Origin of the sequence: Streptomyces sp. DvalAA-43 (assembly GCF_900091725.1) — a bacterium.
Classification (GTDB): domain Bacteria; phylum Actinomycetota; class Actinomycetes; order Streptomycetales; family Streptomycetaceae; genus Streptomyces; species Streptomyces pulveraceus.
Genome location: NZ_FMBW01000052.1, coordinates 64,974 through 91,540, shown reverse-complemented (window position 1 = coordinate 91,540; position 26,567 = coordinate 64,974). Strand labels below are relative to the sequence as shown.

The 26,567-nt window shown below is 71.3% G+C and carries 25 protein-coding genes; 11 read left to right on the top strand and 14 right to left on the bottom strand.

Annotation, left to right across the window (positions count from 1 at the left end):
* Positions 1 to 6 precede the first annotated feature (6 nt).
* Complete coding sequence (gene pyk / locus GA0115234_RS21525) at positions 7 to 1,437, top strand: pyruvate kinase (RefSeq protein ID WP_093544088.1); 1,431 nt, start codon at positions 7 to 9, stop codon at positions 1,435 to 1,437.
* Positions 1,438 to 1,522: 85 nt separating this feature from the next.
* Here pyk and GA0115234_RS21520 read toward each other — a convergent pair whose 3' ends face one another.
* From GA0115234_RS21520 to GA0115234_RS21500, 4 genes are all read right to left on the bottom strand, one after another.
* Positions 1,523 to 2,827: a hypothetical protein gene (locus GA0115234_RS21520; protein WP_093544086.1), complete on the bottom strand. Its 1,305-nt coding sequence runs from the start codon at positions 2,825 to 2,827 to the stop codon at positions 1,523 to 1,525.
* A complete protein-coding gene (locus GA0115234_RS21515) occupies positions 2,817 to 3,383 on the bottom strand; it encodes a DUF6114 domain-containing protein (protein WP_093544084.1) in 567 nt (188 codons plus the stop codon). Before GA0115234_RS21515 ends, GA0115234_RS21520 begins: the two co-directional genes overlap by 11 nt.
* Before the next feature lie 92 nt (positions 3,384 to 3,475).
* Complete coding sequence (locus tag GA0115234_RS21510) at positions 3,476 to 4,129, bottom strand: DUF6230 family protein (RefSeq protein WP_093544082.1); 654 nt, start codon at positions 4,127 to 4,129, stop codon at positions 3,476 to 3,478.
* A 597-nt stretch (positions 4,130 to 4,726) separates the two neighbouring features.
* Entirely contained in the window at positions 4,727 to 5,695 is a 969-nt protein-coding gene (locus GA0115234_RS21500; protein WP_176729232.1) for a tetratricopeptide repeat protein, read from the bottom strand.
* A 317-nt stretch (positions 5,696 to 6,012) separates the two neighbouring features.
* On the opposite strand from GA0115234_RS21500, the gene GA0115234_RS21495 reads away from it, so the two are divergent.
* On the top strand, positions 6,013 to 6,642 hold the full coding sequence (locus GA0115234_RS21495) for a TetR/AcrR family transcriptional regulator (RefSeq protein WP_093544076.1): 630 nt from the start codon (positions 6,013 to 6,015) through the stop codon (positions 6,640 to 6,642).
* A 9-nt stretch (positions 6,643 to 6,651) separates the two neighbouring features.
* Here GA0115234_RS21495 and GA0115234_RS21490 read toward each other — a convergent pair whose 3' ends face one another.
* From GA0115234_RS21490 to GA0115234_RS21475, 4 genes are all read right to left on the bottom strand, one after another.
* Complete coding sequence (locus GA0115234_RS21490) at positions 6,652 to 8,352, bottom strand: acyl-CoA mutase large subunit family protein (protein WP_093544074.1); 1,701 nt, start codon at positions 8,350 to 8,352, stop codon at positions 6,652 to 6,654.
* A gap of 104 nt (positions 8,353 to 8,456) precedes the next feature.
* Positions 8,457 to 8,789, bottom strand: a complete 333-nt coding sequence (locus tag GA0115234_RS21485) for a DUF3817 domain-containing protein (RefSeq protein ID WP_093544072.1) — start codon at positions 8,787 to 8,789, stop codon at positions 8,457 to 8,459.
* A gap of 85 nt (positions 8,790 to 8,874) precedes the next feature.
* Positions 8,875 to 9,384: a MarR family winged helix-turn-helix transcriptional regulator gene (locus tag GA0115234_RS21480; RefSeq protein WP_093544190.1), complete on the bottom strand. Its 510-nt coding sequence runs from the start codon at positions 9,382 to 9,384 to the stop codon at positions 8,875 to 8,877.
* Between the two features lie 10 nt (positions 9,385 to 9,394).
* On the bottom strand, positions 9,395 to 10,759 hold the full coding sequence (locus GA0115234_RS21475; RefSeq protein WP_093544070.1) for an MFS transporter: 1,365 nt from the start codon (positions 10,757 to 10,759) through the stop codon (positions 9,395 to 9,397).
* A 77-nt stretch (positions 10,760 to 10,836) separates the two neighbouring features.
* Here GA0115234_RS21475 and GA0115234_RS21470 point away from each other — a divergent pair, with 77 nt between their 5' ends.
* Positions 10,837 to 11,835: an ArsR/SmtB family transcription factor gene (locus GA0115234_RS21470; RefSeq protein ID WP_093544068.1), complete on the top strand. Its 999-nt coding sequence runs from the start codon at positions 10,837 to 10,839 to the stop codon at positions 11,833 to 11,835.
* A gap of 58 nt (positions 11,836 to 11,893) precedes the next feature.
* Here the strand turns inward: GA0115234_RS21470 and GA0115234_RS21465 are convergent, their stop codons facing one another.
* Positions 11,894 to 12,187, bottom strand: a complete 294-nt coding sequence (locus GA0115234_RS21465; protein ID WP_030916057.1) for an MTH1187 family thiamine-binding protein — start codon at positions 12,185 to 12,187, stop codon at positions 11,894 to 11,896.
* Entirely contained in the window at positions 12,184 to 12,534 is a 351-nt protein-coding gene (locus tag GA0115234_RS21460; RefSeq protein WP_093544066.1) for a DUF3817 domain-containing protein, read from the bottom strand. The genes GA0115234_RS21465 and GA0115234_RS21460 overlap by 4 nt, the downstream gene beginning before the upstream one ends.
* A gap of 246 nt (positions 12,535 to 12,780) precedes the next feature.
* Here GA0115234_RS21460 and GA0115234_RS21455 point away from each other — a divergent pair, with 246 nt between their 5' ends.
* The 4 genes from GA0115234_RS21455 to GA0115234_RS21440 all read left to right on the top strand — a co-directional run bounded on the left by GA0115234_RS21455 (position 12,781) and on the right by GA0115234_RS21440 (position 15,426).
* Positions 12,781 to 13,413 carry an AIM24 family protein gene (locus GA0115234_RS21455; RefSeq protein WP_093544064.1) on the top strand — a complete coding sequence of 211 codons (633 nt, stop codon included), beginning with the start codon at positions 12,781 to 12,783 and terminating at the stop codon, positions 13,411 to 13,413.
* Complete coding sequence (locus tag GA0115234_RS21450) at positions 13,413 to 14,063, top strand: AIM24 family protein (RefSeq protein WP_093544062.1); 651 nt, start codon at positions 13,413 to 13,415, stop codon at positions 14,061 to 14,063. Before GA0115234_RS21455 ends, GA0115234_RS21450 begins: the two co-directional genes overlap by 1 nt.
* Positions 14,060 to 14,824, top strand: coding sequence for an AIM24 family protein (locus tag GA0115234_RS21445; RefSeq protein ID WP_093544060.1), 765 nt, complete (start codon positions 14,060 to 14,062; stop codon positions 14,822 to 14,824). Before GA0115234_RS21450 ends, GA0115234_RS21445 begins: the two co-directional genes overlap by 4 nt.
* Positions 14,825 to 14,949: 125 nt before the next feature.
* Positions 14,950 to 15,426 carry a MarR family winged helix-turn-helix transcriptional regulator gene (locus GA0115234_RS21440; protein ID WP_093544058.1) on the top strand — a complete coding sequence of 159 codons (477 nt, stop codon included), beginning with the start codon at positions 14,950 to 14,952 and terminating at the stop codon, positions 15,424 to 15,426.
* Positions 15,427 to 15,536: 110 nt separating this feature from the next.
* Here the strand turns inward: GA0115234_RS21440 and GA0115234_RS21435 are convergent, their stop codons facing one another.
* A complete protein-coding gene (locus GA0115234_RS21435; RefSeq protein WP_093544056.1) occupies positions 15,537 to 17,006 on the bottom strand; it encodes a sensor histidine kinase in 1,470 nt (489 codons plus the stop codon).
* Positions 17,003 to 17,665, bottom strand: a complete 663-nt coding sequence (locus GA0115234_RS21430) for a response regulator transcription factor (RefSeq protein ID WP_093544054.1) — start codon at positions 17,663 to 17,665, stop codon at positions 17,003 to 17,005. Before GA0115234_RS21430 ends, GA0115234_RS21435 begins: the two co-directional genes overlap by 4 nt.
* 119 nt (positions 17,666 to 17,784) lie before the next feature.
* On the opposite strand from GA0115234_RS21430, the gene GA0115234_RS21425 reads away from it, so the two are divergent.
* Positions 17,785 to 18,390 (top strand): PepSY domain-containing protein, encoded by a 606-nt coding sequence (locus tag GA0115234_RS21425; RefSeq protein ID WP_093544052.1) that lies wholly within the window; start codon positions 17,785 to 17,787, stop codon positions 18,388 to 18,390.
* 144 nt (positions 18,391 to 18,534) lie between these two features.
* Here GA0115234_RS21425 and meaB read toward each other — a convergent pair whose 3' ends face one another.
* Together meaB and GA0115234_RS21415 are read right to left on the bottom strand one after the other, a co-directional pair.
* Positions 18,535 to 19,494 carry a methylmalonyl Co-A mutase-associated GTPase MeaB gene (gene meaB, locus GA0115234_RS21420; protein ID WP_093544050.1) on the bottom strand — a complete coding sequence of 320 codons (960 nt, stop codon included), beginning with the start codon at positions 19,492 to 19,494 and terminating at the stop codon, positions 18,535 to 18,537.
* Positions 19,495 to 19,551: 57 nt separating this feature from the next.
* Positions 19,552 to 20,754, bottom strand: a complete 1,203-nt coding sequence (locus GA0115234_RS21415; protein WP_093544048.1) for an acetyl-CoA C-acetyltransferase — start codon at positions 20,752 to 20,754, stop codon at positions 19,552 to 19,554.
* Positions 20,755 to 20,888: 134 nt separating this feature from the next.
* On the opposite strand from GA0115234_RS21415, the gene mce reads away from it, so the two are divergent.
* The 3 genes from mce to GA0115234_RS21400 all read left to right on the top strand — a co-directional run bounded on the left by mce (position 20,889) and on the right by GA0115234_RS21400 (position 26,505).
* Entirely contained in the window at positions 20,889 to 21,317 is a 429-nt protein-coding gene (gene mce / locus GA0115234_RS21410) for a methylmalonyl-CoA epimerase (RefSeq protein ID WP_093544046.1), read from the top strand.
* 204 nt (positions 21,318 to 21,521) lie between these two features.
* A complete protein-coding gene (gene scy / locus GA0115234_RS21405; RefSeq protein WP_093544044.1) occupies positions 21,522 to 25,382 on the top strand; it encodes a polarized growth protein Scy in 3,861 nt (1,286 codons plus the stop codon).
* A gap of 184 nt (positions 25,383 to 25,566) precedes the next feature.
* Positions 25,567 to 26,505: a cellulose-binding protein gene (locus GA0115234_RS21400; RefSeq protein ID WP_093544042.1), complete on the top strand. Its 939-nt coding sequence runs from the start codon at positions 25,567 to 25,569 to the stop codon at positions 26,503 to 26,505.
* Positions 26,506 to 26,567 lie beyond the last annotated feature (62 nt).

The following is a 26,567-nucleotide window of genomic DNA, read 5'->3' as shown; positions in this document are numbered from 1 at the left end:
CGCCTCATGCGCCGTTCCAAAATCGTCTGCACACTCGGTCCCGCCGTCGACTCCCACGAGCAGCTCGTCGCTCTGATCGAGGCCGGCATGAGCGTGGCCCGCTTCAACTTCAGTCACGGCAGCCACGAGGAGCACCAGGGTCGTTACGACCGGGTCCGCAAGGCCGCCGCCGAGACCGGCCGTGCGATCGGCGTACTCGCCGACCTCCAGGGCCCCAAGATCCGCCTGGCGAAGTTCGCCGAGGGCCCCGTCGAGCTGGTCCGCGGGGACGAGTTCACCATCACCGCCGAGGACGTCCCGGGCGACAAGTCGATCTGCGGCACGACCTACAAGGGTCTGCCCGGCGACGTCGCCAAGGGCGACCCGATCCTGATCAACGACGGCAACGTCGAGCTGAAGGTCGTCGCGGTCGAGGGTCCCCGGGTGAAGACCATCGTCATCGAGGGCGGTGTCATCTCCGACCACAAGGGCATCAACCTGCCCGGCGCGGCGGTCAACGTTCCCGCCCTGTCCGAGAAGGACGTGGACGACCTGCGGTTCGCCCTGCGGATGGGCTGCGACCTGGTGGCGCTCTCCTTCGTGCGGGACGCCGAGGACGTCAAGGACGTCCACAAGGTGATGGACGAGGAGGGCCGCCGGGTCCCCGTCATCGCCAAGGTCGAGAAGCCGCAGGCCGTCGAGCACATGGAGGGCGTCGTCATGGCGTTCGACGGTGTGATGGTCGCCCGTGGCGACCTGGCCGTCGAGTACCCGCTGGAGAAGGTCCCGATGGTGCAGAAGCGCCTGGTGGAGCTCTGCCGGCGGAACGCCAAGCCGGTGATCGTCGCGACCCAGATGATGGAGTCGATGATCACCAACTCGCGGCCGACCCGCGCCGAGGCGTCCGACGTCGCCAACGCGATCCTGGACGGCGCGGACGCGGTCATGCTGTCGGCCGAGTCCAGCGTGGGCGCGTACCCGATCGAGACGGTCAAGACGATGTCGAAGATCGTCGTCGCCGCCGAGGAGGAGCTGCTCTCCAAGGGCCTCCAGCCGCTGGTGCCGGGCAAGAAGCCGCGTACCCAGGGCGGTTCGGTGGCCCGTGCGGCCTGCGAGATCGCGGACTTCCTGAACGGCAAGGCGCTGGTCGCCTTCACCAAGTCCGGTGACACGGCCCGCCGGCTCTCCCGCTACCGCGCGGCGCAGCCGATCCTGGCCTTCACCACGGACGAGTCCACCCGCAACCAGCTCGCGCTGAGCTGGGGCGTCGAGGCCCATGTCGTGCCGCACGTGGACACCACGGACGCGATGGTCGACCTGGTCGACGGCGAGCTGCTGAAGCTGGGCCGCTACAACGAGGGCGACACCATGGTCATCACGGCCGGCTCGCCCCCCGGTGTCCCGGGCACGACCAACATGGTCCGGGTGCACCACGTCGGCGGCGGCGCGCGCGACTGACGCCTTTGGCACCCGTGGACACGACCGTGGGCCGCACTCCTTCGAGGAGTGCGGCCCACGGTGCTGTGCGGCTCCCGGACAGGCTCTAGCTGTTGCCGCCGGTGAAGTAGTTGTGCAGTCCGGGGACCGTGAGCGTGCCGCCGAACTGGCCGGCCTGGGTCACCTTGACCTTGGTGAAGAAGGCGAAGGGTACGTTCAGCGGAGGCGGGGTCCGCGGGCTGAACGTGACCGGGATGAGGCCGAAGAGATTGCCCTTCAGCTCTTCCGTGTACATGGTCACCGTGCCGTCGCGGATGGTGGACTTGGATCCCTTCCGCGCCTCGACATGGGCCGTCGTACCGGCCGGACCGACCGTCTTCTGATGGAGGTTGTCGATGTCGATGGAGCTGGCGGTGAACTTCAGCACCTTCTTGACGGTGCCGTTGTACGTCTTCACCTCGACGATGCCCTTGTAGTCGAGCCCGTTGAGGGTGAGCATCGAGCTCTCCAGGATCCACGGGTCGGTCGGGAGCAGCGGGACGCCGGTCTCCAGATCGGCCGCGGCCAGCGCCTCGGGGTCGGGGGTCGGACAGGGGAAGCGCTCCTTGGCGCCGTCCGGGATGTCCTCGTCCTTCTTGGCGTCGAGTCCCTTGGCGCTGTCGTCGAGCTCCTCGACCGTCCTGCCCGCCCGGCCCGCGGCTTCGCGGATGGCGTCGGCCGTCTTGTCGGCCGTCTCCTTCGCGGCGTCCGCGGACTTCTCGACGGGCTTCTCGTCGGACTTCTCGTCGGACTTCTCGTCGGACTTCTCGTCGGACTTCTTCGCGGTGTCGGTCCGTGACGGCTTCGGGGACGCCGTGCTCGCGCTCGGGGACGGGCTCGCCGTCTCCTTGTCCGGTCCGTCGAAGAGGTCCCTGAGCGCGTCGCCGACACCCAGCGGGTCGAGCGGGTTCCTCGTCTTCGTGGGAGTGGGCGAGGCGCTCGGCGCGGCGGCGGGGGCGTCGGCCCCCGCGGCCTTCGTCCTCGGCTCGGCCTTGTCGCTCGCGGACGGGGTCGTCGAGGGCTTCGGGGTCGCCGTGTCGTCCTGATCGCCGGAGCCGGTGGCAGTGGCGGACGGGGTCGGGGACGACGACTTCGACGCGGACGGCGAGGGTTCCTCGCTCGGCTCGTCGGAGCGGGTCACACAGGGGCCGGGCGCGAAGGGGATGTCCGAACTGTCGTCGGCCAGCGCGAGCTTGGGGGTGAGCCCCATGCCCACGAGGACGGCCGTCGGCATCGCGGCGAGGGCGAACGCCTTGCCCGCCGGAATGTGCAGCTTCGTCAGCAACGACTTCCTGGGGGCCGCGTGACGCGGTCCGTTTCTCGTCCCGGAGTCCTCCCGGGCCGGGTCCAGTTGCCTCTCGTCACCCCGCACGATGCCTCCCGCCGTCGACCTCGACTGTCGTGTCGTACTGCTCCGGCTGCTGTGGCACCGCCGCCGTGCCGTGGAACCCGGGTCCGGGCTCCTGCGTCCCGGGGCCGGTCCCCTCGGACTTCTCCCCCGCCGCACCGGCCGGTCCGGGGTCGGGCTTCGGCTCGCCCGGGGCCCAGGAGATGGAGAGCGCGCCACCGAGCAGGGCGCAGAGGAAGCCGATCAGGAATCCGCCGATGTTGGCGACCGGTATGGAGATCAGCGCCAGCAGAATCGCGGCGACTCCGGCGAACACTCTGACGATGTGGTGGAACCACATCGTCAGGCCCAGCGTGATCAGCAGGATCCCGATGATCAGCGACCCCGCGCCGGCGGTCGTGGACATCGCCAGCGTGACGTTGCCGAGGTGCATGTTGGCGTACGGGAAATACGCGATGGGTAGACCACCCACCATGGTGAACAGGCCCGCCCAGAACGGCCGGTTACCCCGCCAGGTGCGGAATCCCCGCCAGAAGACGCGGAGGTAGTGCTCGTTCTGCCCTGTGGACTCGGGGCTCATGGAAAACAGCTCCCTGGAACCGGTACTGCTGTGAGAAGGGACAAGGTGGGCGGCCGGAGATCCCGAGGGCGCTCCGGCCACCCGGGCGAGTGCTAGTAGCACTCCTTGGTGCCCGACTTCAGCCGCAGGCTCAGGTTGCTGAGCTTGAAGGTACCGGCGGTGGTGGCCCACGCCGTCTGCTTCACACCGGTCAGCTTGGCTTCCTCGGCACGCTGCGAGAAGCCGTCCGGGTTGGCCTGGGTGCGGGGCTGGATGCCGATCGAATCAGGGTTGTTCGGGTCCTTGAGGGAACCCGCGGCAACACCGATGTCGATGTTCTTGAACTGGGCATCCGCGTCGAGCTCGGAGACGTCCAGGTACAGATTGGTCGCCTTGACGGGCTTCTTCGGGTTCGTACCCGCGTTCAGCACCAGCGTGACGGTGCCGAGGCCGAACGGAAGGTTCGGCGTGACCACCGACTGGCACATGTTGGTGATCTTGGCGTCACTGAAGCCGGACACGGCTACCGCGTGCGCCCCGTTCTTGCCCTCGGGGTTCGTACCGGTGGCCACACTGCCGTACTGCACGAAGTTGTGGCCGACGAGCTTGTCCGCACTCACCTTGAAGCTCTGGCCGGACACGCTGAACGACGCCGCGAGGGCGCCCTGCGCGAGACCGACACCCACCGCCGCGGTCGCGACGACACTCGGCACCATGACCAGAGCGAAACGCTTCCATCTGGTGCCGCCACGAACCTGGGAACTCATAATTTTCCTCCTTCTCGGACGTACATCTCCGGTCCGGGCCTGGGCCCGTCCTGGGATGGGAGAAGTGCTACGTCCTCGGCAAGGAGAGCGCCCGCGACGGAGGCATGAACCGCGTCCGAATCACCGGCGATCACCCCCGAGCGACAACCACTGGCCACGCATGCGCGCAACCTGTTCGGACAGGCCCTGCCGGACGACAGGAACCCCCCTGTCCGGAACCGGCGCCACTGCCGCCGGCCCACTCGGTGGGGACCCAACAGGGCCGCCGCGCCGACTGGCCGCCGGGCTGACGTTATTGGACCGAGCGTGGCCGATCGTGGTGCATTCCCGCCCGTGACACAAGGGGGTTCGTTACTCGCTAGTAACGGCCCGATAACCGATGCGCGACCGGCTGGTACCGCCCGGCCACACAGGGTGGCGCCGAGCCGAAGGACGAAAGGGTGGATCCATGCGTCAATCCGGACAGATTCCGGAGCGCGATTTACTGCGAGTAACAGGCCTCTGCTTTATCAAGATTTGGTAAAGCAGAGGCTTCTCTTATCGTTCTTCACGAAAACGGCCGCGATCCCCGGAAGGGCATCGCGGCCGTTTGTCAGATCAGAACAAGACCCGTGCCAGCGCCGTGCGCGCGGCGCCGACCCGCGGGTCATCGGGGCCGATCACCTCGAACAGCTCCAGCAGCCGCACCCTCGCCGTGTCCCGGTCGTCACCGAAGGTGCGCCGCACCGTCTCGACGAGCCGGCCGAAGGCGTCCTCGACATGACCGCCGACCAGATCCAGATCGGCGGCGGCGAGCTGCGCCGTGACATCGGCCGGATTCGCCGCGGCGTCCGCGCGGACCTGCTGCGCGTCCAACTCCTTGACGCGGGAGAGCAGTTCGGCCTGGGCCAGGCCGAGCTTGGCCTCCACGTTGGCGGGGTCGTCGGACAGGACGTTCTTGTACGCCTGGACGGCACCGGCGAAGTCGTCGGCGTCCAGGGCCTGTACGGCCGAGGCGAGCAGGGCGTCGTACGGCCCCGCGGGCTCCTCGGCCGGAGCGGCGCTCTCGGCGGCGTCCTGGTCGACCACGATCCCGGTGAGCCCGAACCGCTCCTCGCCGACCTGGATCAGCTGGTCCAGCGTCTGGCGGATCTGGGCCTCGGGCGCGGCGCCCTGGAAGAGCGGGAGGGCCTGTCCGGCGACGACGGCGAAGACCGCCGGAATGCCCTGGATGCCGAACTGCTGCATCAGCATCTGGTTGGCGTCGACATCGACCTTGGCCAGCACGAAGCGGCCGTTGTACTCATGGGCCAGGCGCTCCAGGAGCGGACCCAGCTGCTTGCACGGCTCGCACCACTCGGCCCAGAAGTCGATGACGACCGGGACCTCGGCGGAACGCTGCAGGACATCGTTCTCGAAGCCTGCCTCATCGACATCGATCACCAGGGCGGACGGCGACACGGCACCGACGCCACCCTGCCGGGCGGCCTCGGCACGGGCCTGCTCCGCCTTCACCTTGGCCTCGCCGGCCGCCTTCACCGCGGCGAGGTCGACGACGCCGCTCATGGACATGTTCCTAGGCTGCATGCGTACATCCTCCCCCCTTGGCGCACCGATCCGGAAAGCGATGGGAGAACCGCGCCCGTCCGCTGCCCCCGCCGGTGTGCGGGGTGCACGGACAGACACGGTCCGAGGGCCCCTGAAAGACCCGTTTCGGCGCCGGGTCCCCACCCGGTGCCTGTGGCTGTCAATCGGTCGCGGCGTCACGACGGCAGAGCCGTCGTCCTTACGCTACGACCCGTAGCGTAACTGGCGGGCACCCCTCGCGCACAGGTGCGACCGGTGATCTGTCTCACGGTGATCGGAACCGGTCCGTTCTACTTACTGACCGGTATGGTCGCCGCATGCTGAGCCGCAGCCACCCCCGCCCCCCTCGAACGGGACGCCCGCGCAGCGCCGCTGCCGACGAGGCGATCCTGGAGGCGACCAGGGCGTCCCTGGTCGATCTCGGCTGGTCGAAGCTGACCATGGGCGATGTGGCGACGCGGGCCGGGGTCGCCAAGACGACCCTGTACCGGCGCTGGGCGGGCAAGAACGAGCTGGTCGTGGACGCCGTCGCGGTCCTCTTCGACGAACTGGAGCTGCCCGATCTGGGCAGTCTGTCGGCCGATGTGCAGGCGGTGGTGCTCCAGTTCGCCGCGCTGCTGGAGCGGCCGGAGACCCGGACGGCGCTGATGGCGGTGGTCGCGGAGTCGACGCGCGACGAGGCGCTGCGGACCCGGATCCGCGACTCGATCGTGGACCGGCAGAAACGGCTGGTGCTCCAGGGCCGCCGGCGGGCCCAGGAGCGCGGGGAACTGCCCGTCGAGCCGGACGAGGGCACGGCGTCCACCACCGCCGACCTGATCTTCGACGTGATCGCCGGCGCGGTCGTGCACCGGGTCCTGGTGAGCGCCGAGTCCGTCGACGCGGACTGGGCCCGGCGCTTCACCGTGCTGCTGCTCGCGGGGCTGGGGGCGGCGGCCTCCGCGTAGGGCCGTCGCTCAGAAGCCGGGCGGCTCCGTGTAGGTGCCCCATTCGTCGCGCAGGACCCCGCAGATCTCACCGAGCGTCGCCTCGGCCCGGACCGCGTCGAGCATCGGCGCGATCATGTTGGAGCCGTCGCGGGCGGCGGCCAGCATCGCGTCCAGCGCCGACTTCACCCGGGCGTCGTCCCGGGCGTCCTTCCGGCCGCCGAGCACCCGGACCTGCTCGCGCTCGACCTCGTGGCTGACCCGCAGGATCTCCAGGTCGCCGGTGACCGAGCCGTGGTGGACGTTGACGCCGACGACCCGCTTGTCGCCCTTCTCCAGGGACTGCTGGTAGCGGAAGGCGGACTCGGCGATCTCGCCGGTGAACCAGCCGTCCTCGATGCCGCGCAGGATGCCGGAGGTGATCGGCCCGATGGGGTGCTGCCCGTCCGGGTGGGCCCGGGTGCCGCGCTCCTTGATCTGCTCGAAGATCTTCTCGGCGTCGGCCTCGATCCGGTCGGTGAGCTGCTCCACGTACCAGGAACCGCCCAGCGGATCGGCCACATTGGCGACGCCGGTCTCCTCCATCAGCACCTGCTGGGTGCGCAGGGCGATCTCGGCGGCCTGCTCGGAGGGGAGCGCGAGGGTCTCGTCGAGCGCGTTGGTGTGCAGCGAGTTGGTGCCGCCGAGGACCGCGGAGAGCGCCTCCACGGCCGTCCTCACGACGTTGTTGTACGGCTGCTGGGCGGTGAGCGAGACCCCGGCGGTCTGGGTGTGGAAGCGGAGCCACTGCGCCTTGTCGGTCTTCGCGCCGTAGGTCTCCTTCATCCAGCGGGCCCAGATCCGGCGGGCCGCGCGGAACTTGGCGATCTCCTCGAAGAAGTCGAGGTGCGCGTCGAAGAAGAAGGAGAGGCCGGGCGCGAAGGTGTCGACATCGAGACCGCGGGAGAGGCCGAGCTCCACGTAGCCGAAACCGTCGGCGAGGGTGTACGCGAGCTCCTGCGCGGCCGTCGCCCCGGCCTCGCGGATGTGGTAGCCGGAGACGGAGAGCGGCTTGTAGGCGGGGATGTCGCGGGCGCAGTGCTCCATCAGGTCGCCGATGAGGCGCAGATGGGGTTCGGGCTGGAAGAGCCACTCCTTCTGCGCGATGTACTCCTTGAAGATGTCGGTCTGGAGCGTGCCGTTGAGCACGCCCGGGTCGATGCCCTGGCGCTCGGCGGCGACCAGGTACATGCAGAAGACCGGGACGGCGGGTCCGCTGATCGTCATGGACGTCGTGACGTCGCCGAGCGGGATGTCCTTGAAGAGGACCTCCATGTCGGCGGCGGAGTCGATGGCCACGCCGCAGTGCCCGACCTCCCCGAGTGAACGGGGGTCGTCGGAGTCGCGGCCCATCAGCGTCGGCATGTCGAAGGCGACGCTGAGCCCGCCGCCGCCCGCGGCGAGGATCATCTTGTAGCGCTCGTTGGTCTGCTCGGCGTTGCCGAAGCCGGCGAACTGGCGGATGGTCCAGGTCCGGCCTCGGTAGCCGGTGGGGTAGAGCCCCCGGGTGAAGGGGTACTCACCGGGCCAGCCGATCCGCTCGAATCCCTCGTACGTGTCACCCGGACGGGGACCGTACGCGGGCTCCACCGGGTCCCCGGAGAGTGTGGTGAAGTCCGCGTCACGCTTGCGGGCCTTGTCGTAACGGGCCTGCCAGCGGCGGCGGCCTTCCTCGATCGCGTCAGCGTCCATGCCTTCAAATTTACTAGGACGTCCTAGTAAATGTCGATGGCAAACCGCCCGGCGCTTCGGCGCGGGGCGGTTTCGGGGGGGGTGCGGACCGGGGTCCGGCCGGTTCAGGCCTTGGCGGTCGCGGGGGAACCGTCGACGATCAGCGGCTCGACCTCGCGGACGACCTTGCGCTCGACGAAGAACGCGGCCGTCGGGATGGTGCCGGAGACCAGCACCCAGAGCAGCTTGCCCATCGGCCACTTCGCCTTGGAGCCGAGGTCGAAGGCGAAGATCAGGTAGATGATGTAGAGCACACCGTGGACCTGGGAGACGACGAGCGTCAGATCCTCGCCCTTGTCGAAGCCGTACTTGAAGACCATGCAGGTGCAGAGCACCAGCAACATGACGGCGGTGACGTAGGCCATCACCCGGTACCGGGTCAGCACACTGCGTTTCATGGCATCGAGCGTAACCGGCCGACCGGGGCGATCTTGCAGCGGGCCGGGCTCTCGAAACGCCGTTCTACACCCCGCGCCCCCTCCGCTACGCCTCGTCGAAATCCTGCGCGGCGATCCGCAGCGGGCGCAGCATGGCGAAGATCTCCGCGCACTCCTCGGCGTCGTACGCGCCGAGCCCGAACTCCATGGCCACCAGGTCCTCGGTCGCCGCCTCGACGACCTCGCGGCCCTTGTCGGTGATGGAGGCGAGGGTGCCGCGGCCGTCGTTGGGGTTGGGGCGCTTGGCGACCAGGCCGGAGCGCACCAGCCGGTCCACGGTGTTGGTGACGGAGGTGGGGTGGACCATGAGCCGCTCACCGATCTTGGACATCGGCAGCTCACCGGCCTTGGAGAAGGTGAGCAGCACCAGCGCCTCGTAGCGCGCGAAGGTCAGTCCGTACGGTTTGACGACCGCGTCGACCTCGGCCAGCAGGATCTGCTGGGCGCGCATGATCGAGGTGATCGCCCCCATCGAGGGCACGGGGCCCCAGCGCTGCTGCCAGAGTTCGTCGGCGCGGGCGATGGGGTCGAAGGGGAGACTGAGCGGCTTCGGCACGGCACCGACCTTACCCACTGGTCATATGCTGGTCAGCCCCGTCTCGAACTTCGGTCCGAATACCTGGGGCGGGTGTGGTTCTGCGGACCTCGGCGACGAGCGGCAGCAGACAGAGGGTGCCGAGGACACCGGCCCCGGCGACCACCTGGTGCACGGGGAAGAACTCGGCGGCCAGACCGGCCAGGGCCATGCCGACGCCCTGGAGCGTCATCAGTCCGGCGGTGAGCAGGGTCATGGCCCGGCCGCGCAGTTCGTCGGGGACGGCGTCGACGAACCACTGGTCGAGGCCGATGACGTACGCCGACGCCGCACCGGCCAGCACCAGCGCGACGGCGGTCAGCACCGCGCCGGGACGGAGCCCGTACAGCGCGAGGGGCAGCAGTCCGGCCGCGGCGAACGGCAGCACGATCAGGGAGCGGACCCGGGGGCCGAGCGCGGCGCCCGCGTACAGCTCGGCGGCGATGTGGCCGACCGGCATCGCGCACATCAGCAGCCCCAGCGCGGCACTGCCCACACCGATCTCGTCGGCGTACGGGGCGGCGAGCGCCTCCGGGGCGACGACGAACGCCGGGGGCAGCCAGAAGAGCAGCAGCAGCGCGCGGATCCGGCGGTGGCCGAGGACCAGCCGGGCCCCGGACAACGACTCCCGGAGCAGGCTGCCGTCGCGTCCGGCGCCGAGGCGGGCGGGCCGGTCGCGGGTGCCGAGGCGGAGCAGAGCGGCCGAGCAGAGGAAGGTGGCGACGGTGATCGTGATCGCGCCGCGCGGCGAGACCACGGCGAGCAGCAGCCCGCCCACGCCGAAGCCGGCCAGCAGGGCGCTCTGCGAGACGATCCGCAGCAGGGAGCGCCCCAGCACGTACAGGTCGCCCTCGCCGAGGATGTCGGCGAGCGCGGCCGTCCTGGTCCCGGTGAAGACGGGCGAGACGGCGGCGACGAGGCAGCGCAGCACGAGGAGTCCGGCGACCGGGGTGCCCGGCAGCACCATCACGGCGACGCAGCCGGCGCAGACCAGGTCGCAGGTGACCAGCACCCGGCGGGCCGGGTAGCGGTCGGCGACCCCGGCGAGGAGGGTGCCGCCGACGAGGTACGGCAGCAGGCCGAGCGCGAAGGTGAGGGCACTGAGCAGCGGCGAGTCGGTGAGGTCGTAGACGAGCACGGTGAGCGCGAGTTCGCTGACGACGACGCCGAGCAGCGAGAGCAGATGCGCGGCGAAGACCGCCCGGAACTCCCGCACGGCGAAGACCGCGCGGTAGCCGCCGGGGGCGGGAGCGGGCGGGGGCGTGACGGAAGGAAGCACGTCGTCGGGCGCGTCATCGGTCGAGTCGGCGGTCGCGTCGGCGGGAAGATCCGCGGGAGTCCCGGTCTCTGAGGGCATGGTCGCAGCCTGCGGGGCGGCGGCGGCTCTCCGTAGACTTTCGGCCCACGCCGAAAGTCAGCAGGAAGGGTCCGCCCTTGCCGTCCCATCTGTACCTGGACGAGAGCGATCTGGTCCGCTGCCGGTTCACGCTCTCGCCGCTCGGCGAGACCCAGGCGGCCGTGCGCGTCCTGGCCCGGCCGGAGCGGCACGGGTACCACCTGCCGTGGCTCCGGCTGATCCGCGACGCGGCCGACGGCCTCGACCTCGAACCGCTGTGGCTGCTGATGGCACGGCGCGGGCACAACCCCGACTTCTTCAGCCCGCCGCCGACCGGCCCGGTCCCCACCTTCGAGGAGGAGATCGCGGGGGTGCGGTCCGTCGATCCGGAGGTCGCCCGCCGGGACATCGCGCTGACGCTGGCGAACCGTCCGGAGCTGCTGCACTCCCCCACCGGGCGGGCGCTGCTCGCCGATCCCGCCCGGACCGTCCGGGACCTGGCCGACCTGCTGGAACAGGCCTGGCGGGTGCTGGTCGAACCGCACTGGCCCCGGCTGCGCGCCCTGCTGGAGGCGGACATCGCCTACCACTCGCGGCGGCTCGCCGCGATCGGTTTCGAGCGGCTGCTGGGCGAGCTGAGCCCCCAGCTGAGCTGGTCGGGATCGACCCTCACCATCGTCGGGACGCACGGCAGGCACAGCCGGGTGCTCGGCGGGCAGGGGCTGGTCCTGATCCCCAGCGTCTTCTGCTGGCCGGACACGGTCAGCGGCTTCGAACCGCCGTGGCAGCCCGCGGTCGTCTATCCGGCGCGCGGCATCGGCGGGCTGTGGACCGAACCCGCCGACCGCACCCCGCAGGCGCTCGCCCGGCTGCTGGGGCGTGGCCGGGCCGATGTCCTGTGCGCGCTCGACGAACCGGCCGGCCCGAGCGCGCTCGCGCACCGGCTGGGCCTCGCGGTGTCCTCCGTGTCGGAGCATCTGTCGGTGCTGCGCGCGGCGGGGTTGCTGACGTCGCGCCGGTACGGGCACCAGGTGCTGTACGAACGGACGCCGCTCGGGATCGCGCTGGCGGTGCCGGAGCATGGCGGGCAGGAATGAGACGAGCCCCCGGCCGGGTGGGGCCAGGGGCTCTTCGTCGGGTAGTGGGCGGACCGGCTCAGCCGGCCAGGTACCGCTCCACCGTCTCGACCTTGGAGGTCAGGCCGTCGGTGACACCCGGGCGGATATCGGCCTTCAGCACGAGGGAGACACGTCCGGCGCGCGCCTCGACGGCCGCGACCGCGCGCTTGACGACGTCCATGACCTCGTCCCACTCGCCCTCGATGGAGGTGAACATGGCATCGGTGCGGTTGGGCAGGCCGGACTCGCGGACGACCCGGACGGCGTCGGCGACATACTCGCCGACGTCCTCACCGACACCCAGCGGGCTGACCGAGAACGCGACGATCATGCGCTGACCACACCTTCGCGGCGAGCGCGGGCGGCGATGACGCCGTCGGCCTCGTAGCGCTTGAGCAGCTTGTCGCCGTACAGCCCGCCGAACGGCAGCAGCGCGAGCAGGAAGAACAGCGCGACGCGCTTCAGCGGCCACTTGGTCTTCGCCCAGACATCGAGCAGCAGGACGGCGTAGATCACGAACAGCACGCCGTGCAGGATGCCGAGCGGCATCATCAGGAAGTCGATGTCGGAGACCCGGCTGAGGACCGATCCGAAGATGATCAGCGCCGGGAAGGAGAGCGCCTCGGGAATCGAGATGAGGCGCAGCCGGTGCAGGGCGGTAGCGGTCTTGATGTCCACGGGGGCACCTTCGGTGGGAGGACGGTGACAGCTTGTGAATACGAGCACAAGCGCCCCCATTGTGACATCGGCACGGACGGCCCCCGGCGCCGGGGGCCGGATAGCGGGGACCGTACGCAACGGGTCATACGTCCCGGTTGCGTACGCATCAGGTACCGGATGCGTATCAGGGACCTTTCGGGGCGAGGGATCCTCCTTCGGGCCCTGTCCCGGCCGGGGGTCTGCCGCTAACGTCGCTCCGTGGCAATGTTCCGACTCCAAGGCAGCAGAACGCTCGCCGTCGACCTGGCCGGTGACGCCGTCAAGGCGAAGAACGGCTCGATGGTCGCGTACGACGGCCGGATGACGTTCAAGAAGATGACCGGCGGCGGTGACGGGCTGCGCGGCATGGTGACCCGGCGGCTGACCGGCGAGCAGATGTCCGTGATGGAGGTGACCGGCCAGGGCACCTGTTACTTCGCGGACCGGGCGAGCGAGATCAACCTCGTCTCGCTGCGCGGCGACAAGCTCTACGTCGAGGCGAGCAACCTGCTGTGCACCGACGCCGGGCTGCGCACCGGCACCACCTTCACCGGCCTGCGCGGCGGGGCGAGCGGCAACGGCCTGTTCACCACCACCGTCGAGGGCACCGGCCAGGTGGCGATCATGTCGGACGGCTCGGCGGTGGCACTGCGGGTCTCGGCCCAGTACCCGCTCTTCGTCGACCCCGGCGCCTACATCGCCCACCAGGGCAGCCTCCAGCAGCACTTCCAGTCCGGGGTGAACTTCCGGACGCTGATCGGCGAGGGTTCCGGGGAGTCCTTCCAGATCCGGTTCGAGGGCGAGGGCGTGGTCTACGTCCAGCCGAGCGAGCGGAACACCCTCGGGGGCGATGTCTGATGCCGTTCCGTGAGATCAACTCGAAGATGGTCGAGGCGACGGTGGTCCCCGGCCAGAAGATGTTCAGCCAGCGGGGCGCGATGCTCGCCTACCGCGGCGAGGTGTCGTTCACGCCGAACATCCAGGGCGGCCAGGGCGGTGTGATGTCGATGATCGGGCGGCGGGTGGCCAATGAGGCGACCCCGCTGATGACGGTCGAGGGCAGCGGCACGGTGATGTTCGGCCACGGCGGCCATCACATCCAGGTGATCAATCTCGCCGGTGACACCCTGTACGTGGAGGCCGACCGGCTGCTCGCCTTCGACGGGACGCTCCAGCAGGGCACGATGTTCATGGGCTCGCAGGGCGGCGTGATGGGCATGGTGCGCGGCCAGGTGACCGGGCAGGGCCTGTTCACCACCACGCTCAAGGGCCACGGCGCGGTCGCGGTGATGGCCCACGGCGGGGTGATCGAGCTGCCGATCGCTCCCGGCCGCGCCGTGCATGTGGACCCGCAGGCGTATGTCGCGCACCACGGCGACGTACGGAACAAGCTCTCGACCGCGCTCGGCTGGCGCGACATGGTGGGGCGGGGCTCCGGCGAGGCGTTCCAGCTGGAGCTGAGCGGCAGTGGCGCGGTGTACGTCCAGGCCTCGGAGGAGAAGCTGTGAGCACGCCCGTGGTCTTCGACCCGATGACGCTGCCGTCGGACGACAACGTCAACGCGTACACCTTCTGCGTGGAGCTCAAGGGGAGCCAGTGGTTCCTGCAGAAGGGCAAGATGATCGCCTATTACGGGCGGATCGATTTCAACGGCCTCGGGCACGGCCGCTTCGAGCGGCTGATCCGTACGAGCTTCCACTCGCCGCTGCACGCGAGCGACTGGGTGGTGGCCGAGGGCAGCGGCAAGATGCTGCTCGCGGACCGGGCCTTCGACGTGAACTCGTACGACCTGGACGAGGGGAATCTGACGATCCGGTCGGGCAATCTCCTCGCCTACCAGCCCTCGCTGGCACTCAAGCAGTCGATCGTGCCGGGTTTCCTCACGCTGATCGGCACGGGGAAGTTCGTGGCCGCCTCCAACGGCCCGGTGGTCTTCATGGAGCCGCCGCTCCGGGTCGACCCGCAGGCCCTGGTGGGCTGGGCGGACTGCCCCTCGCCGTGCCACCACTACGACCACGGCTACATGACCGGCGTACTGGGCGGGCTGCGGTCGCTGACCGGCATCGGGGGCACCTCGGGCGAGGAGCACCAGTTCGAGTTCGTCGGGGCGGGCACGGTGCTGCTCCAGTCGACCGAGATCCTGATGGCCGAACAGCCGACGGGCGCGGTGCCGGGGCAGGCCGGGGTGCCGGGCGGCGCGGGTCAACCTGGCGCCTCACCCCGTATGCCCGGCCAGCTCGGGGACCTCCAGCGCCGCTTCGGGTTGTGAACGGTAGTCTGCGGAGTGTGACGTCGACCGTCCGCACCCCGCCCCCGGACCCGCCTCCGGACGGGTGCCGACCGTCAGACTCCCCCACTTCGTCCAGCTTTCAACTTCTTAGGTAGAATCCATATATGGAGACCGAGACGGCCACCCGCTGGCTGAACGACGCGGAGCAGTGCGCCTGGCGCACCCACCTGGACGTCAGCAGGCTGCTGATGCACCAGCTGGAGAAGGATCTCCAGCCGTTCGGCCTGACCAACAACGACTACGAGATCCTGGTCAACCTCTCGGAGTCGGACGACCAGCGGATGCGGATGAGCGACCTCGCCGCCGCGACGCTCCAGTCCAAGAGCAGGCTCTCGCACCAGATCACCCGCATGGAGAGCGCCGGCCTGGTCCGCAGGGAGAACTGCGAGTCCGACCGGCGCGGTCTGTACGCGGTCCTCACCGACGAGGGCGCGACGACGATGCGCAAGGTGGCGCCGCACCACGTGGCGTCGGTCCGCAAGCACTTCATGGACCTGCTGACGCCGGAGGCGCTGGCGAACCTGCAAGCGGCGCTGAACCCGGTCGCCGATCACCTCCGGGGACGACGCGGCAAGGTCTGACCCACGGCGGGACGGCGGCCGGAATCCCCGGCGCCGTCCTCTCACCCCGGGCGGGCGGGGATCAGCAGCCCCGGACGGTTGACGTTCAGCCGGCTCCGGACGGGCCGCGTTCAGCCGGCCCCGGGCAGCCAGAGCACGAACCGGGCGCCGCCCTCCCGCGCAGCCTCGACCGTCAGCCGGCCTCCGTGCCGGGCGGCGACATCCCGGGCGATGGCCAGGCCCAGGCCCGCGCCGCCGTCGTCCCGGGCACGGGCGTCATCGAGCCGTACGAAGCGTTCAAAGATCCGCTCGCGCTCCTCGGGCGGCACACCCGCCCCGTCGTCGGTGACGGCGACGGCCACGCCACCCCCCTCCGCCGCACGCACCGAGACGGTCACCGCACTGCGCGCATGACGCTCCGCGTTGTCCAGCAGATTGCCGAGCACCCGCGCCAACTGCCCACGCGACCCGGCCACTTCGAACCGCCCGGCATCCGGCCCGGAGGCCGGCACGGACACCGTCACCGCGATCCGGTCGCCGGTGCGCTGCGAGACCTCCTCGCGCACCAGCGCGCCCAGGTCCAGCGCCGTACGGCCCGGCCGCTCCCCCGCGTCCAGCCTGGCCAGCAGCAGGAGATCGGCCGCCAGCGCCTGGAGCCGTACGGTGTCGGCGACCGCGCCCGGCACGTCCAGCAGCTCCGGATGGGCCGCCCCCACCTCCAGCTGGGTGCGCAGGGAGGCGATCGGGCTGCGCAGTTCGTGCGAGGCGTCGGCGACGAAGCGCCGCTGCCGCTCGACGGAGGCCTCCAGAGCGGTGAGCGTCTCGTTGGTCGTACGGGCCAGCCGGGCGATCTCGTCGCGCGAGCCGGGCTCCGGCACCCGTCGGCTCAGGTCCTCGGACGCGGTGATCGCGGCCATCTCGCGCCGGATGCCCTCGACCGGGCGCAGCGCCCGCCGGGTCACCAGCCAGGTCACCCCGGCGACGACGAGGAGCAGCGCAGGCAGCCCGATCAGCATCGCGCCGCGCACGGTGCCCACGGCCTCCTGCTCGGCGGCCAGCGGGGCGCCCGCGTGGACGGTCAGGGTCACTCCGGTGGAGGTAGTCGCCCGGACGGACGCGAAGCGGTAGTCGGCCGTGTCGCCGTCGACGGTGGCGGTGCCGTTGCCGAAGTGCGGTTCGTCGGAGTCGACTTCGCCGCGGCCGGGGGTGCCGGAACCGCTGTCGTCGTTGTCCGTTCCGTTGTCGTCGTCATCGTCATCGCCATCGGCGGAGCCGCCGGCGGCCGGTGGCGGGTCCGGCGTGACCCGGTCCGTGCCGGTACCGGAGATCGCCCGGAGGTCCTTGGAGACGGCGACCACCCGCCCGTCCTCGTCGGTCACCTGGACCGGGTGGTCCTCCTCGTCGCGCATCTCCAGCCGGTCGTACGGCACGTCGAGGGCCAGCTGTCCGGCCACCTCCCGGGCCACCACCTCGGCCTGGAGCCCCGCCTGGTCGGTGAGGTTGGCGCGCAGGACGAGGAGCACGGCGAGCCCGGCGGCGGTCAGCGCGAGGGCGACCACCACGGTGGCACCGAGCGCGGCCCTGGCCCGGACCGACCTCACAGCGCCTCCAGCCGGTACCCGGCGCCACGCACCGTACGGATGGCGGCCGCACCGAGCTTGCGCCGCAGCGCGCTCACGTACACCTCGACGATGTTCGGGTCGCCGTCGTAGGCGAAGTCCCAGACGTGTTCGAGGACGTCCGCCTTGCTCACCACCTGGCCGGCCCGCAGCGCGAGCTGTTCCAGCACCGCGAACTCCTTGGCCGTGAGGGTGATCTCCACCTCGCCGAGGTGGACGCGGCGGGCCGCGGTGTCCATCCGCAGGGCGCCGACGGTGACCACCGGGGAGCCGGAGCCGCCCCCTCGGCGCCGCAGCAGCGCCCTGATCCTGGCCACCAGCACGACGTACGAGAACGGCTTGGTCAGGTAGTCGTCGGCCCCGGTGTCCAGGCCCTCCGCCTCGTCGTACTCGCCGTCCTTCGCCGTCAGCATCAGGATGGGCGTCTCGTGTCCGGCGGCGCGCAGGGCGGCGCAGACGCGGTAGCCGTTCATCCCGGGCAGCATGATGTCGAGCACGAGGAGGTCGTACGCCCCCTCGGCGGCCCGGTGCAGCCCTTCGAGGCCGTCGTGCACCACGTCCACGGCGAAGCCCTCGGCGGTGAGCCCCGCGGCCAGGGCCGTCGCGAGCCGCTTCTCGTCCTCCACGATCAACAGGCGCATACGCACAGGGTCGCAAACCGAACCTGAAGACGGCTTCAGGTGGCTTCAGGCTGCGTTCAGCATCTCCCGGGCACTGTGGTCCTCGTCGAAACCGGCCACCCGAACGGGGAGGAACCCTCATGAAGCGCAAGATCGTCATCGCCGCCGTCACCGCCGCCGTGCTCGTCGGCGGCGGAGCCGCCACAGCAGTCGCCTTCGCGGACGACGACGGCCACGACCGCGGGAGCCGGAGCAGTGTGGCGGACGGCGGCACCGCCCGGGTCGATGTGAAGGAGGCGGTCGCCGCCGCCGTCCGGGCCGTCCCCGGCACGGTCACCGAGGCCGAGCTGGACGACGAGGACGGCGGGCTGGTCTGGGAGCTCGATGTGTACGGCTCCGACAAGGCCCGGCACGACGTGACGGTGGACCCGGGCAACGGCAAGGTGCTCGGCAAGCACGTCTCCGACGATGACGACGACGACCGCGACCGGCACGCTCCCCGGTCGGTCCGGGTGTCGCCGGACGCGGCGGTCGACGCCGCGCTGAAGGCGTACCCCGGGACCGTGACGTCGATCGACCTGGACGACCACGACGGCCGGAGCGGCGGGGCGGCGCACTGGGAGGTCGACGTACGGGGCAAGGACGGCAAGAAGCACGAGCTGAACGTCGACGCGAGCACGGGCAAGGTGACGGTGGACCGGTCGGACGACGACCACGACGACGACCGCGACGGGGACGACGACTAGGGGCCCGCCCGGATCGGGCCGGGTCCCCGGGTCCTCCCGGCCCGGCCGGACCCGGCCGGGAGGGCTCGCTCGGGGCGCGCAGACGGAGCGGGGCCGGAAGGCGGCCCGCACGCCGCCCCCGGCCCCGCCCGGTCGCCCCTCGGGTCAGCCCTCGCCGGTGAGTCCCGCCACCAGCTCGTCCGCCGCCGCGTACGGGTCGAGGCCGCCCGCGACGATGCGTTCGGCGAGCGCGCCGAGGTGGCGGTCGCCGTGCAGGTCGCCGATGCGCTCGCGCAGCCGGGTGACGGCGATGGTCTCGACCTCGCGGGCCGCGCGGGCCGCGCGCCGCTCGGCGAGCACCCCGTGCTCCTCCATCCACGCCCGGTGCTTCTCCAGGGCCTCGACCACCTCGTCGATGCCCTCGCCCCGGGCGGCGACCGTCTTCACGATCGGCGGGCGCCAGTCGCCGGGGCCGCGCGCCTCGCCGAGGCCCAGCATGTGGTTGAGCTCGCGGGCGGTGGCGTCCGCACCGTCCCGGTCGGCCTTGTTGACGACGTACACATCGCCGATCTCCAGGATCCCGGCCTTCGCCGCCTGGATGCCGTCACCCATGCCGGGTGCCAGCAGCACGACGGAGGTGTCGGCCTGGGAGGCGATCTCCACCTCCGACTGGCCGACACCGACCGTCTCCACCAGGATCACCTCGCAGCCCGCCGCGTCCAGCACCCGGATCGCCTGCGGTGCCGACCAGGCGAGGCCGCCCAGATGACCGCGGGTGGCCATGGAGCGGATGTAGACGCCCGGGTCGGAGGCGTGCTCCGACATCCGGACCCGGTCGCCGAGGAGCGCCCCGCCGGAGAACGGCGAGGACGGGTCGACGGCCAGCACGCCGACCCGCTTCCCGGCCCGCCGGTACGCCGTGACCAGCGCCGACGTCGATGTCGACTTGCCGACACCGGGCGAGCCGGTGAGGCCGACGACGTACGCGTTGCCGGTCAGCGGCGCCAGCGCCGCCATCACCTCGCGCAGCTGCGGCGACGCCCCCTCCACCAGGGAGATGAGCCGGGCCACCGCCCGAGGCCGGCCCGCACGTGCCTGCTCGACCAGGGTGGGGACGTCCACCATCACCGCTCCGTTCACTCGCCGCGTGCTCTACGTGTACCGCGTACTGCTTGCGGGGACCTACTTGCCGGGGACGCGGATGATCAGCGCGTCGCCCTGACCGCCGCCGCCGCACAGCGCCGCCGCGCCGGTGCCGCCGCCGCGCCGCTTCAGCTCCAGCGCCAGGTGCAGCACCACCCGGGCGCCGGACATCCCGATCGGGTGGCCGAGCGCGATGGCGCCGCCGTTGACGTTCACCTTCTCCGGAGTGACGCCGAGGTCCTTCATCGACTGGACGGCGACCGCGGCGAAGGCCTCGTTGATCTCGATCAGGTCGAGGTCCGCCACCTCCAGGCCCTCCTTCTTGAGAGCGTGCTTGATGGCGTTGGACGGCTGCGACTGGAGCGAGTTGTCCGGGCCCGCCACATTGCCGTGTGCGCCGATCTCGGCGATCCAGTCCAGGCCCAGCTCCTCGGCCTTGGCCTTGCTCATGACGACGACCGCGGCGGCGCCGTCGGAGATCTGCGAGGAGGTACCGGCGGTGATCGTGCCGTCCTTGGCGAACGCGGGGCGCAGCCGTCCGAGGGACTCCGCGGTCGTCTCCGGGCGGATGCCCTCGTCCTTGGCGAAGAGGACCGGGTCGCCCTTGCGCTGCGGGATCTCGACCGGGGTGATCTCGGCCTCGAAGACGCCGTTCTTCTGGGCGGCGGCGGCGCGCTGGTGCGAAAGGGCGCCGATCTCGTCCTGGTCGGCGCGGCTCAGCCCGAGACGGGCGTTGTGCTTCTCGGTGGACTCGCCCATCGGGATGTTCTCGTAGGCGTCGGTCAGACCGTCGTACGCCATGGAGTCGAGCATCTCGATCGCACCGTACTTGTGGCCCTCGCGGGACTTCGGGAGCAGGTGCGGGGCGTTGGTCATGGACTCCTGGCCACCGGCGACGACGACGTCGAACTCACCGGCGCGGATCAGCTGGTCGGCCAGGGCGATCGCGTCGAGCCCGGACAGGCACACCTTGTTCACGGTGAGCGCGGGCACGTTCATCGGGATGCCCGCCTTGACCGCGGCCTGGCGGGCCGGGATCTGGCCCGCGCCGGCCTGGAGCACCTGACCCATGATCACGTAGTCGACCTGGTCGCCGCCGATGCCGGCCCGGTCCAGCGCGGCCTTGATGGCGATGCCGCCGAGGTCGGCCCCGGAGAAGCTCTTCAGCGAGCCGAGGAGGCGGCCCATGGGCGTACGCGCGCCCGCGACGATCACTGAGGTGGTACCGGTCGTTCCAGACATGAGGGGCGCCCCTTGGGATGAGGAGTGAACGAGGGTTTACTTGAATGTACTGAGCGGTACCTCGCCCGTCATCCGGCAGCGGGTGTGACGGCGCGCACGTTGCGTAACCATCCGTGTGGCGCTGCACTGGTTCCATGCTGACGCGAATCGATCACATCGGGATCGCCTGTTTCGACCTCGACCGGACGGTCGAGTTCTACCGCTCGACCTACGGGTTCGAGGTCTTCCATTCCGAGATCAACGAGGAGCAGGGCGTACGGGAGGCCATGCTCAAGATCAACGATACGTCCGACGGCGGCGCCTCCTACCTCCAGCTCCTGGAGCCCACCCGGGAGGACTCGGCCGTGGGCAAGTGGCTGGCGAAGAACGGCGAGGGTGTCCACCACATCGCCTTCGGCACGGCGGACGTCGACGCCGATTCCGCGGACATCCGGGAGAAGGGCGTCAGGGTGCTGTACGAGGAGCCCAGGACCGGTTCGATGGGGTCCCGGATCACCTTTCTGCACCCCAAGGACTGCCATGGAGTCCTCACCGAACTGGTCACGTCCGCAGCGGAGCACTGACCTCCGGATACCTGGCCCGGTAGAGTGGGCTGTTCCGGGCCGGGGCCGGGTCGGGGCCGCGCCGCGTCCTCAGCCGTTGATCTGTCACCATTCCCCGGGGGGACCGTTCACCGGTGAACGGTACTCGTTGGAGAGTTGCGACCAGGGTTGGGGTCTCCCCTGCTCGAACAACGTTGAGAGCTCGGGGAAGGATGGGACCGCGCAGTGCGGGGCTACGAACGCCAGGAGAGCCACCGAGCTGACGACGACCATCTCTCGCGGTTCGAAGCCGAGATGGACCGGCTGAAGACCGACCGGGAGAAGGCCGTCCAGCACGCCGAGGACCTCGGTTACCAGGTCGAGGTCTTGCGCGCCAAGCTGCACGAGGCTCGGCGCAATCTCGCGACCCGTCCCGCGTACGACAGCGCGGACATCGGCTACCAGGCCGAGCAGTTGCTCCGTAACGCCCAGATCCAGGCGGAACAGCTGCGGACCGACGCCGAGCGGGAGCTCCGCGAGGCCCGCGCGCAGACGCAGCGGATCCTTCAGGAGCACGCCGAGCACCAGGCCCGGCTCCAGGCCGAGTTGCACAACGAGGCGGTGCAGCGGCGCCAGCGGCTCGACCAGGAGCTGGCGGAGCGCCGCCAGACCGTCGAGTCCCACGTCAACGAGAACGTCGCCTGGGCCGAGCAGCTCAGGGCCAGGACGGAGTCCCAGGCCCGTCGGCTGCTGGAGGAGTCGCGGGCCGAGGCCGAGCAGTCCCTGGCGGCCGCGCGCGCCGAGGCGAACCGGCTGGCGGAGGAGACCCGGCAGCGGCTCGGTTCCGAGGCGGAGTCGGCCCGGAGCGAGGCCGAGGCGATCCTGCTGCGCGCCCGCAAGGACGCCGAGCGGCTGCTGGACGCCGCCGCCGGCCAGGCACGGGAGGCCACCAGCCACGCCGAGCAGCTCCGTACGTCCACGACGGCCGAGACCGAGCAGACCCGGCAGCGGACCACCGAGCTGAACCGGGCCGCCGAGCAGCGCATCCAGGAGGCCGAGACCCAGCTGCGCGAGGCCCGGCTGGAGGCCGAGAAGGTCACCGCCGAGGCGAAGGAGGCCGCGGTCAAGCGGCTGGCCGCCGCCGAGTCGCAGAACGAGCAGCGCACCCGTACGGCCAAGTCGGAGATCGCCCGGCTGGTCGGCGAGGCGACCAAGGACGCCGAGTCCCTCAAGGCGGAGGCCGAGCAGGCGCTCGCCGACGCCCGCGCCGAGGCGGACCGGCTGAAGTCCGAGGCGTCCGAGAAGGCCCGCACGGCCGCCGCCGAGGACGCCGCGGCCCAGCTCGCCAAGGCCGCCCGGAGCGCCGAGGAGGTGCTGACCAAGGCGTCCGAGGACGCGCGGTCCACCACCCGGGCGGCAAGCGAGGAGGCCGACCGGATCCGCCGCGAGGCGGAGGCCGAGGCGGAACGGCTGCGCGGCGAGGCCGCCGAACAGGCCGATCAGCTCAAGGGCGCGGCCAAGGACGACACCAAGGAGTACCGGGCCAAGACGGTCGAGCTCCAGGAGGAGGCGCGCAGGCTGCGCGGCGAGGCCGAGCAGCTGCGCTCCGAGGCGGTCGCCGAGGGCGAGCGGATCCGAGGCGAGGCCCGCCGCGAGGCGGTCCAGCAGATCGAGGAGGGCGCGAGGACCGCCGAGGAGCTGCTGGCCAAGGCGAAGGCGGACGCGGAGGAGCTGCGCTCCACCGCGAGCACCGAGAGCGAGCGGGTCCGCACCGAGGCGGCCGAGCGCTCCGCCTCGCTGCGCAAGCAGGCCGAGGAGGCCCTGGAGCGAGCCCACGCCGAGGCCGAGCAGCTGCGTGCCGACGCCGAGGAGCAGGCAGCCTCGACCACCACCGCCGCCGAACAGGCGGCGGCGGAGCTGCGCGAGGAGACCGAGCGCGCGGTCGCGGCCCGGCAGGCGGAGGCGGCCGAGGAGCTGGCCCGGCTGCACACCGAGGCGGAGACCAGGGTCACCGGCGCCGAGCAGGCGCTCACGGAGGCGCGCGCCGAGGCGGAGCGCATCCGGCGCGAGACGAACGAGGAGTCCGAGCGGCTGCGGACGGAGGCCGCCGAGCGGATCCGGACGCTGCGCGAGCAGGCGGAGACCGAGGCCGAGCGGCTGCGTGACGAGGCCGCGGCGGATGCGTCGCAGGCGCGCGCGGAGGGCGAGTCCGTCGCCGTACGGCTGCGCTCGGAGGCCGCCGCCGAGGCCGAGCGGCTCAAGTCCGAGGCTCAGGAGAGCGCCGACCGGGTGCGGTCCGAGGCCGCCGCCGCCGCGGAGCGGGTGGGCACGGAGGCCGCCGAGGCGCTGGCCGCCGCCCAGGAGGAGGCGAACCGGCGCCGCCGGGAGTCCGAGGAGACCCTGGACGCGGCGCGCACCGAGGCGAACCAGGAGCGGGAGCGGGCCCGCGAGCAGAGCGAGGAGCTGCTCGCCTCCGCCCGCAAGCGGGTCGAGCAGGCGCAGGCCGAGGCCCAGCGGCTGGTCGAGGAGGCGGACGGCCGGGCGACCGAGCTGGTCTCCGCGGCCGAGCAGACCGCCCAGCAGGTACGGGATGCGGTCAGCGGGCTGCAGGAGCAGGCCGAGGCCGAGATCGCCGGGCTGCGTTCGACCGCCGAGCATGTCGCGGAGCGGACGAAGTCCGAGGCGCAGGAGGAGGCGGACCGGGTCCGCGCCGACGCGCACGCCGAGCGGGAGCGGGCCGGCGAGGACGCCTCCCGGACCCGCCGGGAGGCGCAGGAGGAGTCCGAGGCCGCGAAGGCGATGGCCGAGCGGACCGTCGCCGACGCGATCGCCGAGTCGGAGCGGCTGCGGTCGGACACCGCCGAGTACAGCCAGCGGATGCGTACCGAGGCCTCCGACGCGCTGGCCTCGGCCGAGCAGGACGCGGCGCGCAGCCGCGCCGAGGCCCGCGAGGACGCCAACCGGATGCGTTCCGACGCCGCGACCCAGGCCGACCGGCTGGTCGGCGAGGCGACGAGCGAGGCCGAGCGGATCGGTACGGAGTCGGCGCAGCGGGCCACCGCGCTCGTCGAGGAGGCGACGCAGCAGGCCGCGTCGCTGGTCGACGAGGCGAAGCAGCAGGCGGCCCGGCTGTCGGGCGAGGCCGCGGACGAGGCCGAGCGGCTGCGGGCGGAGGCGGCGGCCACCGTCGGCTCGGCGCAGGAGCACGCGGCCCGTACCCGCGAGGAGGCGGAGCGGGTGCGCGCCGACGCGGAGTCGGCGGCCGAGCAGATGCGCGCGGAGGCCCGCCAGGAGGCGGACCGGCTGCTCGACGAGGCGCGGGAGGCCGCGGCGAAGCGGCGGGCCGACGCCGCCGAGCAGGCCGATCAGCTCGTCAACAAGGCCCAGGAGGAGGCGCTGCGCTCCGCCACCGAGGCCGAGGAGCAGGCCGACACGATGGTCGGCGTGGCCCGCAAGGAGGCCGTGCGGATCACCTCCGAGGCAACCGTCGAGGGCAACTCCCTGGTGGAGCGGGCCCGTACGGACGCGGACGAGCTGCTGGTCGGCGCGCGCCGGGACGCCACGGCGATCCGGGAGCGGGCCGAGGAGCTGCGGGCCCGGATCGAGAGCGAGATCGAGGAGCTGCACGACCGGGCCCGGCGGGAGACCTCCGAGCAGATGAAGACGGCGGGCGAGCGCGTCGACAACCTGATGAAGGCGGCGACGGAGCAGCGCGAGGAGGCGGCGGCCAAGGCCAAGGAGCTGCTGGCGGACGCCAATTCGGAGGCGAGCAAGGTCCGGATCGCCGCGGTGAAGCGGGCCGAGTCGCTGCTCAAGGAGGCCGAGCAGAAGAAGGCCACCCTGGTCCGCGAGGCCGAGAAGCTGCGGGCCGACGCCGAGGCCGAGGCCAAGCACACGGTCGAGGAGGGCAAGCGCGAGCTCGATCTGCTGGTACGTCGGCGCGCGGACATCAACACCGAGATCTCCCGTGTCCAGGACGTGTTGGAGGCCTTGGAGTCCTTCGAGACGCCGGGCGGCGGCGGCAAGGGCTCGGGCAGCTCCTCCGGCGGCGTCAAGGCCGGGGCGGCGGCAGGCACTCGATCGAGTGGCAAGTCGTCCGAGGGGTAGTCGCGTTGCCAGGTCCCGTGCTTCGACAGGAACGTTCCACCCTCCGAGTGGCAAGAGTTGCGGGGGTCAGCCACTCGAAAGAGGTGTCATTCTCCAGATCAAAAGGGCATCCGCTCGATGACACGCCGCCAAGGCCCCTAGGATTCCCTCTAACACCTCACCGGTCTCATTCGACAGGAACCCCATGAGCGACCCTTCCTCCCCCTTCGGCTTCGAGCTCGTGCGACGTGGATACGACCGCGGTCAGGTGGATGACCGCATTACCAAGCTCGTCGCCGACCGTGATAGTGCCCTGACCCGCATCACGTCCCTGGAAAAGCGCATCGAGGAGCTCCACCTCGAAACGCAGAACGCACAGGCCCAGGTGAGCGACGCGGAGCCGTCGTACGCCGGTCTCGGCGCCCGCGTCGAGAAGATCCTCCGTCTGGCCGAGGAGGAGGCGAAGGACCTGCGCGAGGAGGCCCGTCGCGCCGCCGAGCAGCACCGTGAGCTTGCCGAGTCCGCCGCCCAGCAGGTGCGCAACGACGCCGAGTCCTTCGCCGCCGAGCGCAAGGCGAAGGCCGAGGACGAGGGCGTCCGGATCGTCGAGAAGGCCAAGGGTGAGGCCGGCTCGCTGCGGACCGAGGCGCAGAAGGACGCCGCGCAGAAGCGTGAGGAGGCCGACGCCCTCTTCGAGGAGACCCGCGCCAAGGCCGCCCAGGCCGCCGCGGACTTCGAGACCAACCTGGCCAAGCGCCGCGACCAGTCGGAGCGCGACCTCGCGTCCCGTCAGGCCAAGGCCGAGAAGCGTCTCGCCGAGATCGAGCACCGCGCCGAGCAGCTCCGCCTGGAGGCCGAGAAGCTCCGCACGGACGCCGAGCGCCGGGCCCGCCAGACGGTGGAGACCGCGCAGCGCCAGTCCGAGGACATCGTGGCCGACGCGAACGCCAAGGCCGACCGGATCCGCAGCGAATCGGAGCGCGAGCTGGCGGCGCTCACCAACCGCCGCGACTCGATCAACGCCCAGCTGACCAACGTCCGCGAGATGCTGGCCACGCTGACCGGTGCCGCGGTCGCCGCCGCCGGCACCCCGGCCGACGACGAGCCGGTCACCCGTGGTGTCCCGGCCCAGCAGGGCCGCTGATCCCGGGTACCCCAGCCGTACCCCTTGCGCGCCCGGTGCCGCCCTTGTGGTGGCGCCGGGCG

Excerpts from the sequence above, each read along its gene's own strand:
- pyk (WP_093544088.1), top strand. The coding sequence starts at position 7 with ATGCGCCGTTCCAAAATCGTCTGCACACTCGGTCCCGCCGTCGACTCC.
- GA0115234_RS21515 (WP_093544084.1), bottom strand. The coding sequence starts at position 3,383 with ATGAGCCCCGAGTCCACAGGGCAGAACGAGCACTACCTCCGCGTCTTC.
- GA0115234_RS21510 (WP_093544082.1), bottom strand. The coding sequence starts at position 4,129 with ATGAGTTCCCAGGTTCGTGGCGGCACCAGATGGAAGCGTTTCGCTCTG.
- GA0115234_RS21500 (WP_176729232.1), bottom strand. The coding sequence starts at position 5,695 with ATGCAGCCTAGGAACATGTCCATGAGCGGCGTCGTCGACCTCGCCGCG.
- GA0115234_RS21495 (WP_093544076.1), top strand. The coding sequence starts at position 6,013 with ATGCTGAGCCGCAGCCACCCCCGCCCCCCTCGAACGGGACGCCCGCGC.
- GA0115234_RS21490 (WP_093544074.1), bottom strand. The coding sequence starts at position 8,352 with ATGGACGCTGACGCGATCGAGGAAGGCCGCCGCCGCTGGCAGGCCCGT.
- GA0115234_RS21485 (WP_093544072.1), bottom strand. The coding sequence starts at position 8,789 with ATGAAACGCAGTGTGCTGACCCGGTACCGGGTGATGGCCTACGTCACC.
- GA0115234_RS21475 (WP_093544070.1), bottom strand. The coding sequence starts at position 10,759 with ATGCCCTCAGAGACCGGGACTCCCGCGGATCTTCCCGCCGACGCGACC.
- GA0115234_RS21465 (WP_030916057.1), bottom strand. The coding sequence starts at position 12,187 with ATGATCGTCGCGTTCTCGGTCAGCCCGCTGGGTGTCGGTGAGGACGTC.
- GA0115234_RS21455 (WP_093544064.1), top strand. The coding sequence starts at position 12,781 with ATGTTCCGACTCCAAGGCAGCAGAACGCTCGCCGTCGACCTGGCCGGT.
- GA0115234_RS21450 (WP_093544062.1), top strand. The coding sequence starts at position 13,413 with ATGCCGTTCCGTGAGATCAACTCGAAGATGGTCGAGGCGACGGTGGTC.
- GA0115234_RS21440 (WP_093544058.1), top strand. The coding sequence starts at position 14,950 with ATGGAGACCGAGACGGCCACCCGCTGGCTGAACGACGCGGAGCAGTGC.
- GA0115234_RS21430 (WP_093544054.1), bottom strand. The coding sequence starts at position 17,665 with ATGCGCCTGTTGATCGTGGAGGACGAGAAGCGGCTCGCGACGGCCCTG.
- GA0115234_RS21425 (WP_093544052.1), top strand. The coding sequence starts at position 17,785 with ATGAAGCGCAAGATCGTCATCGCCGCCGTCACCGCCGCCGTGCTCGTC.
- meaB (WP_093544050.1), bottom strand. The coding sequence starts at position 19,494 with ATGGTGGACGTCCCCACCCTGGTCGAGCAGGCACGTGCGGGCCGGCCT.
- GA0115234_RS21415 (WP_093544048.1), bottom strand. The coding sequence starts at position 20,754 with ATGTCTGGAACGACCGGTACCACCTCAGTGATCGTCGCGGGCGCGCGT.
- mce (WP_093544046.1), top strand. The coding sequence starts at position 20,889 with ATGCTGACGCGAATCGATCACATCGGGATCGCCTGTTTCGACCTCGAC.
- GA0115234_RS21400 (WP_093544042.1), top strand. The coding sequence starts at position 25,567 with ATGAGCGACCCTTCCTCCCCCTTCGGCTTCGAGCTCGTGCGACGTGGA.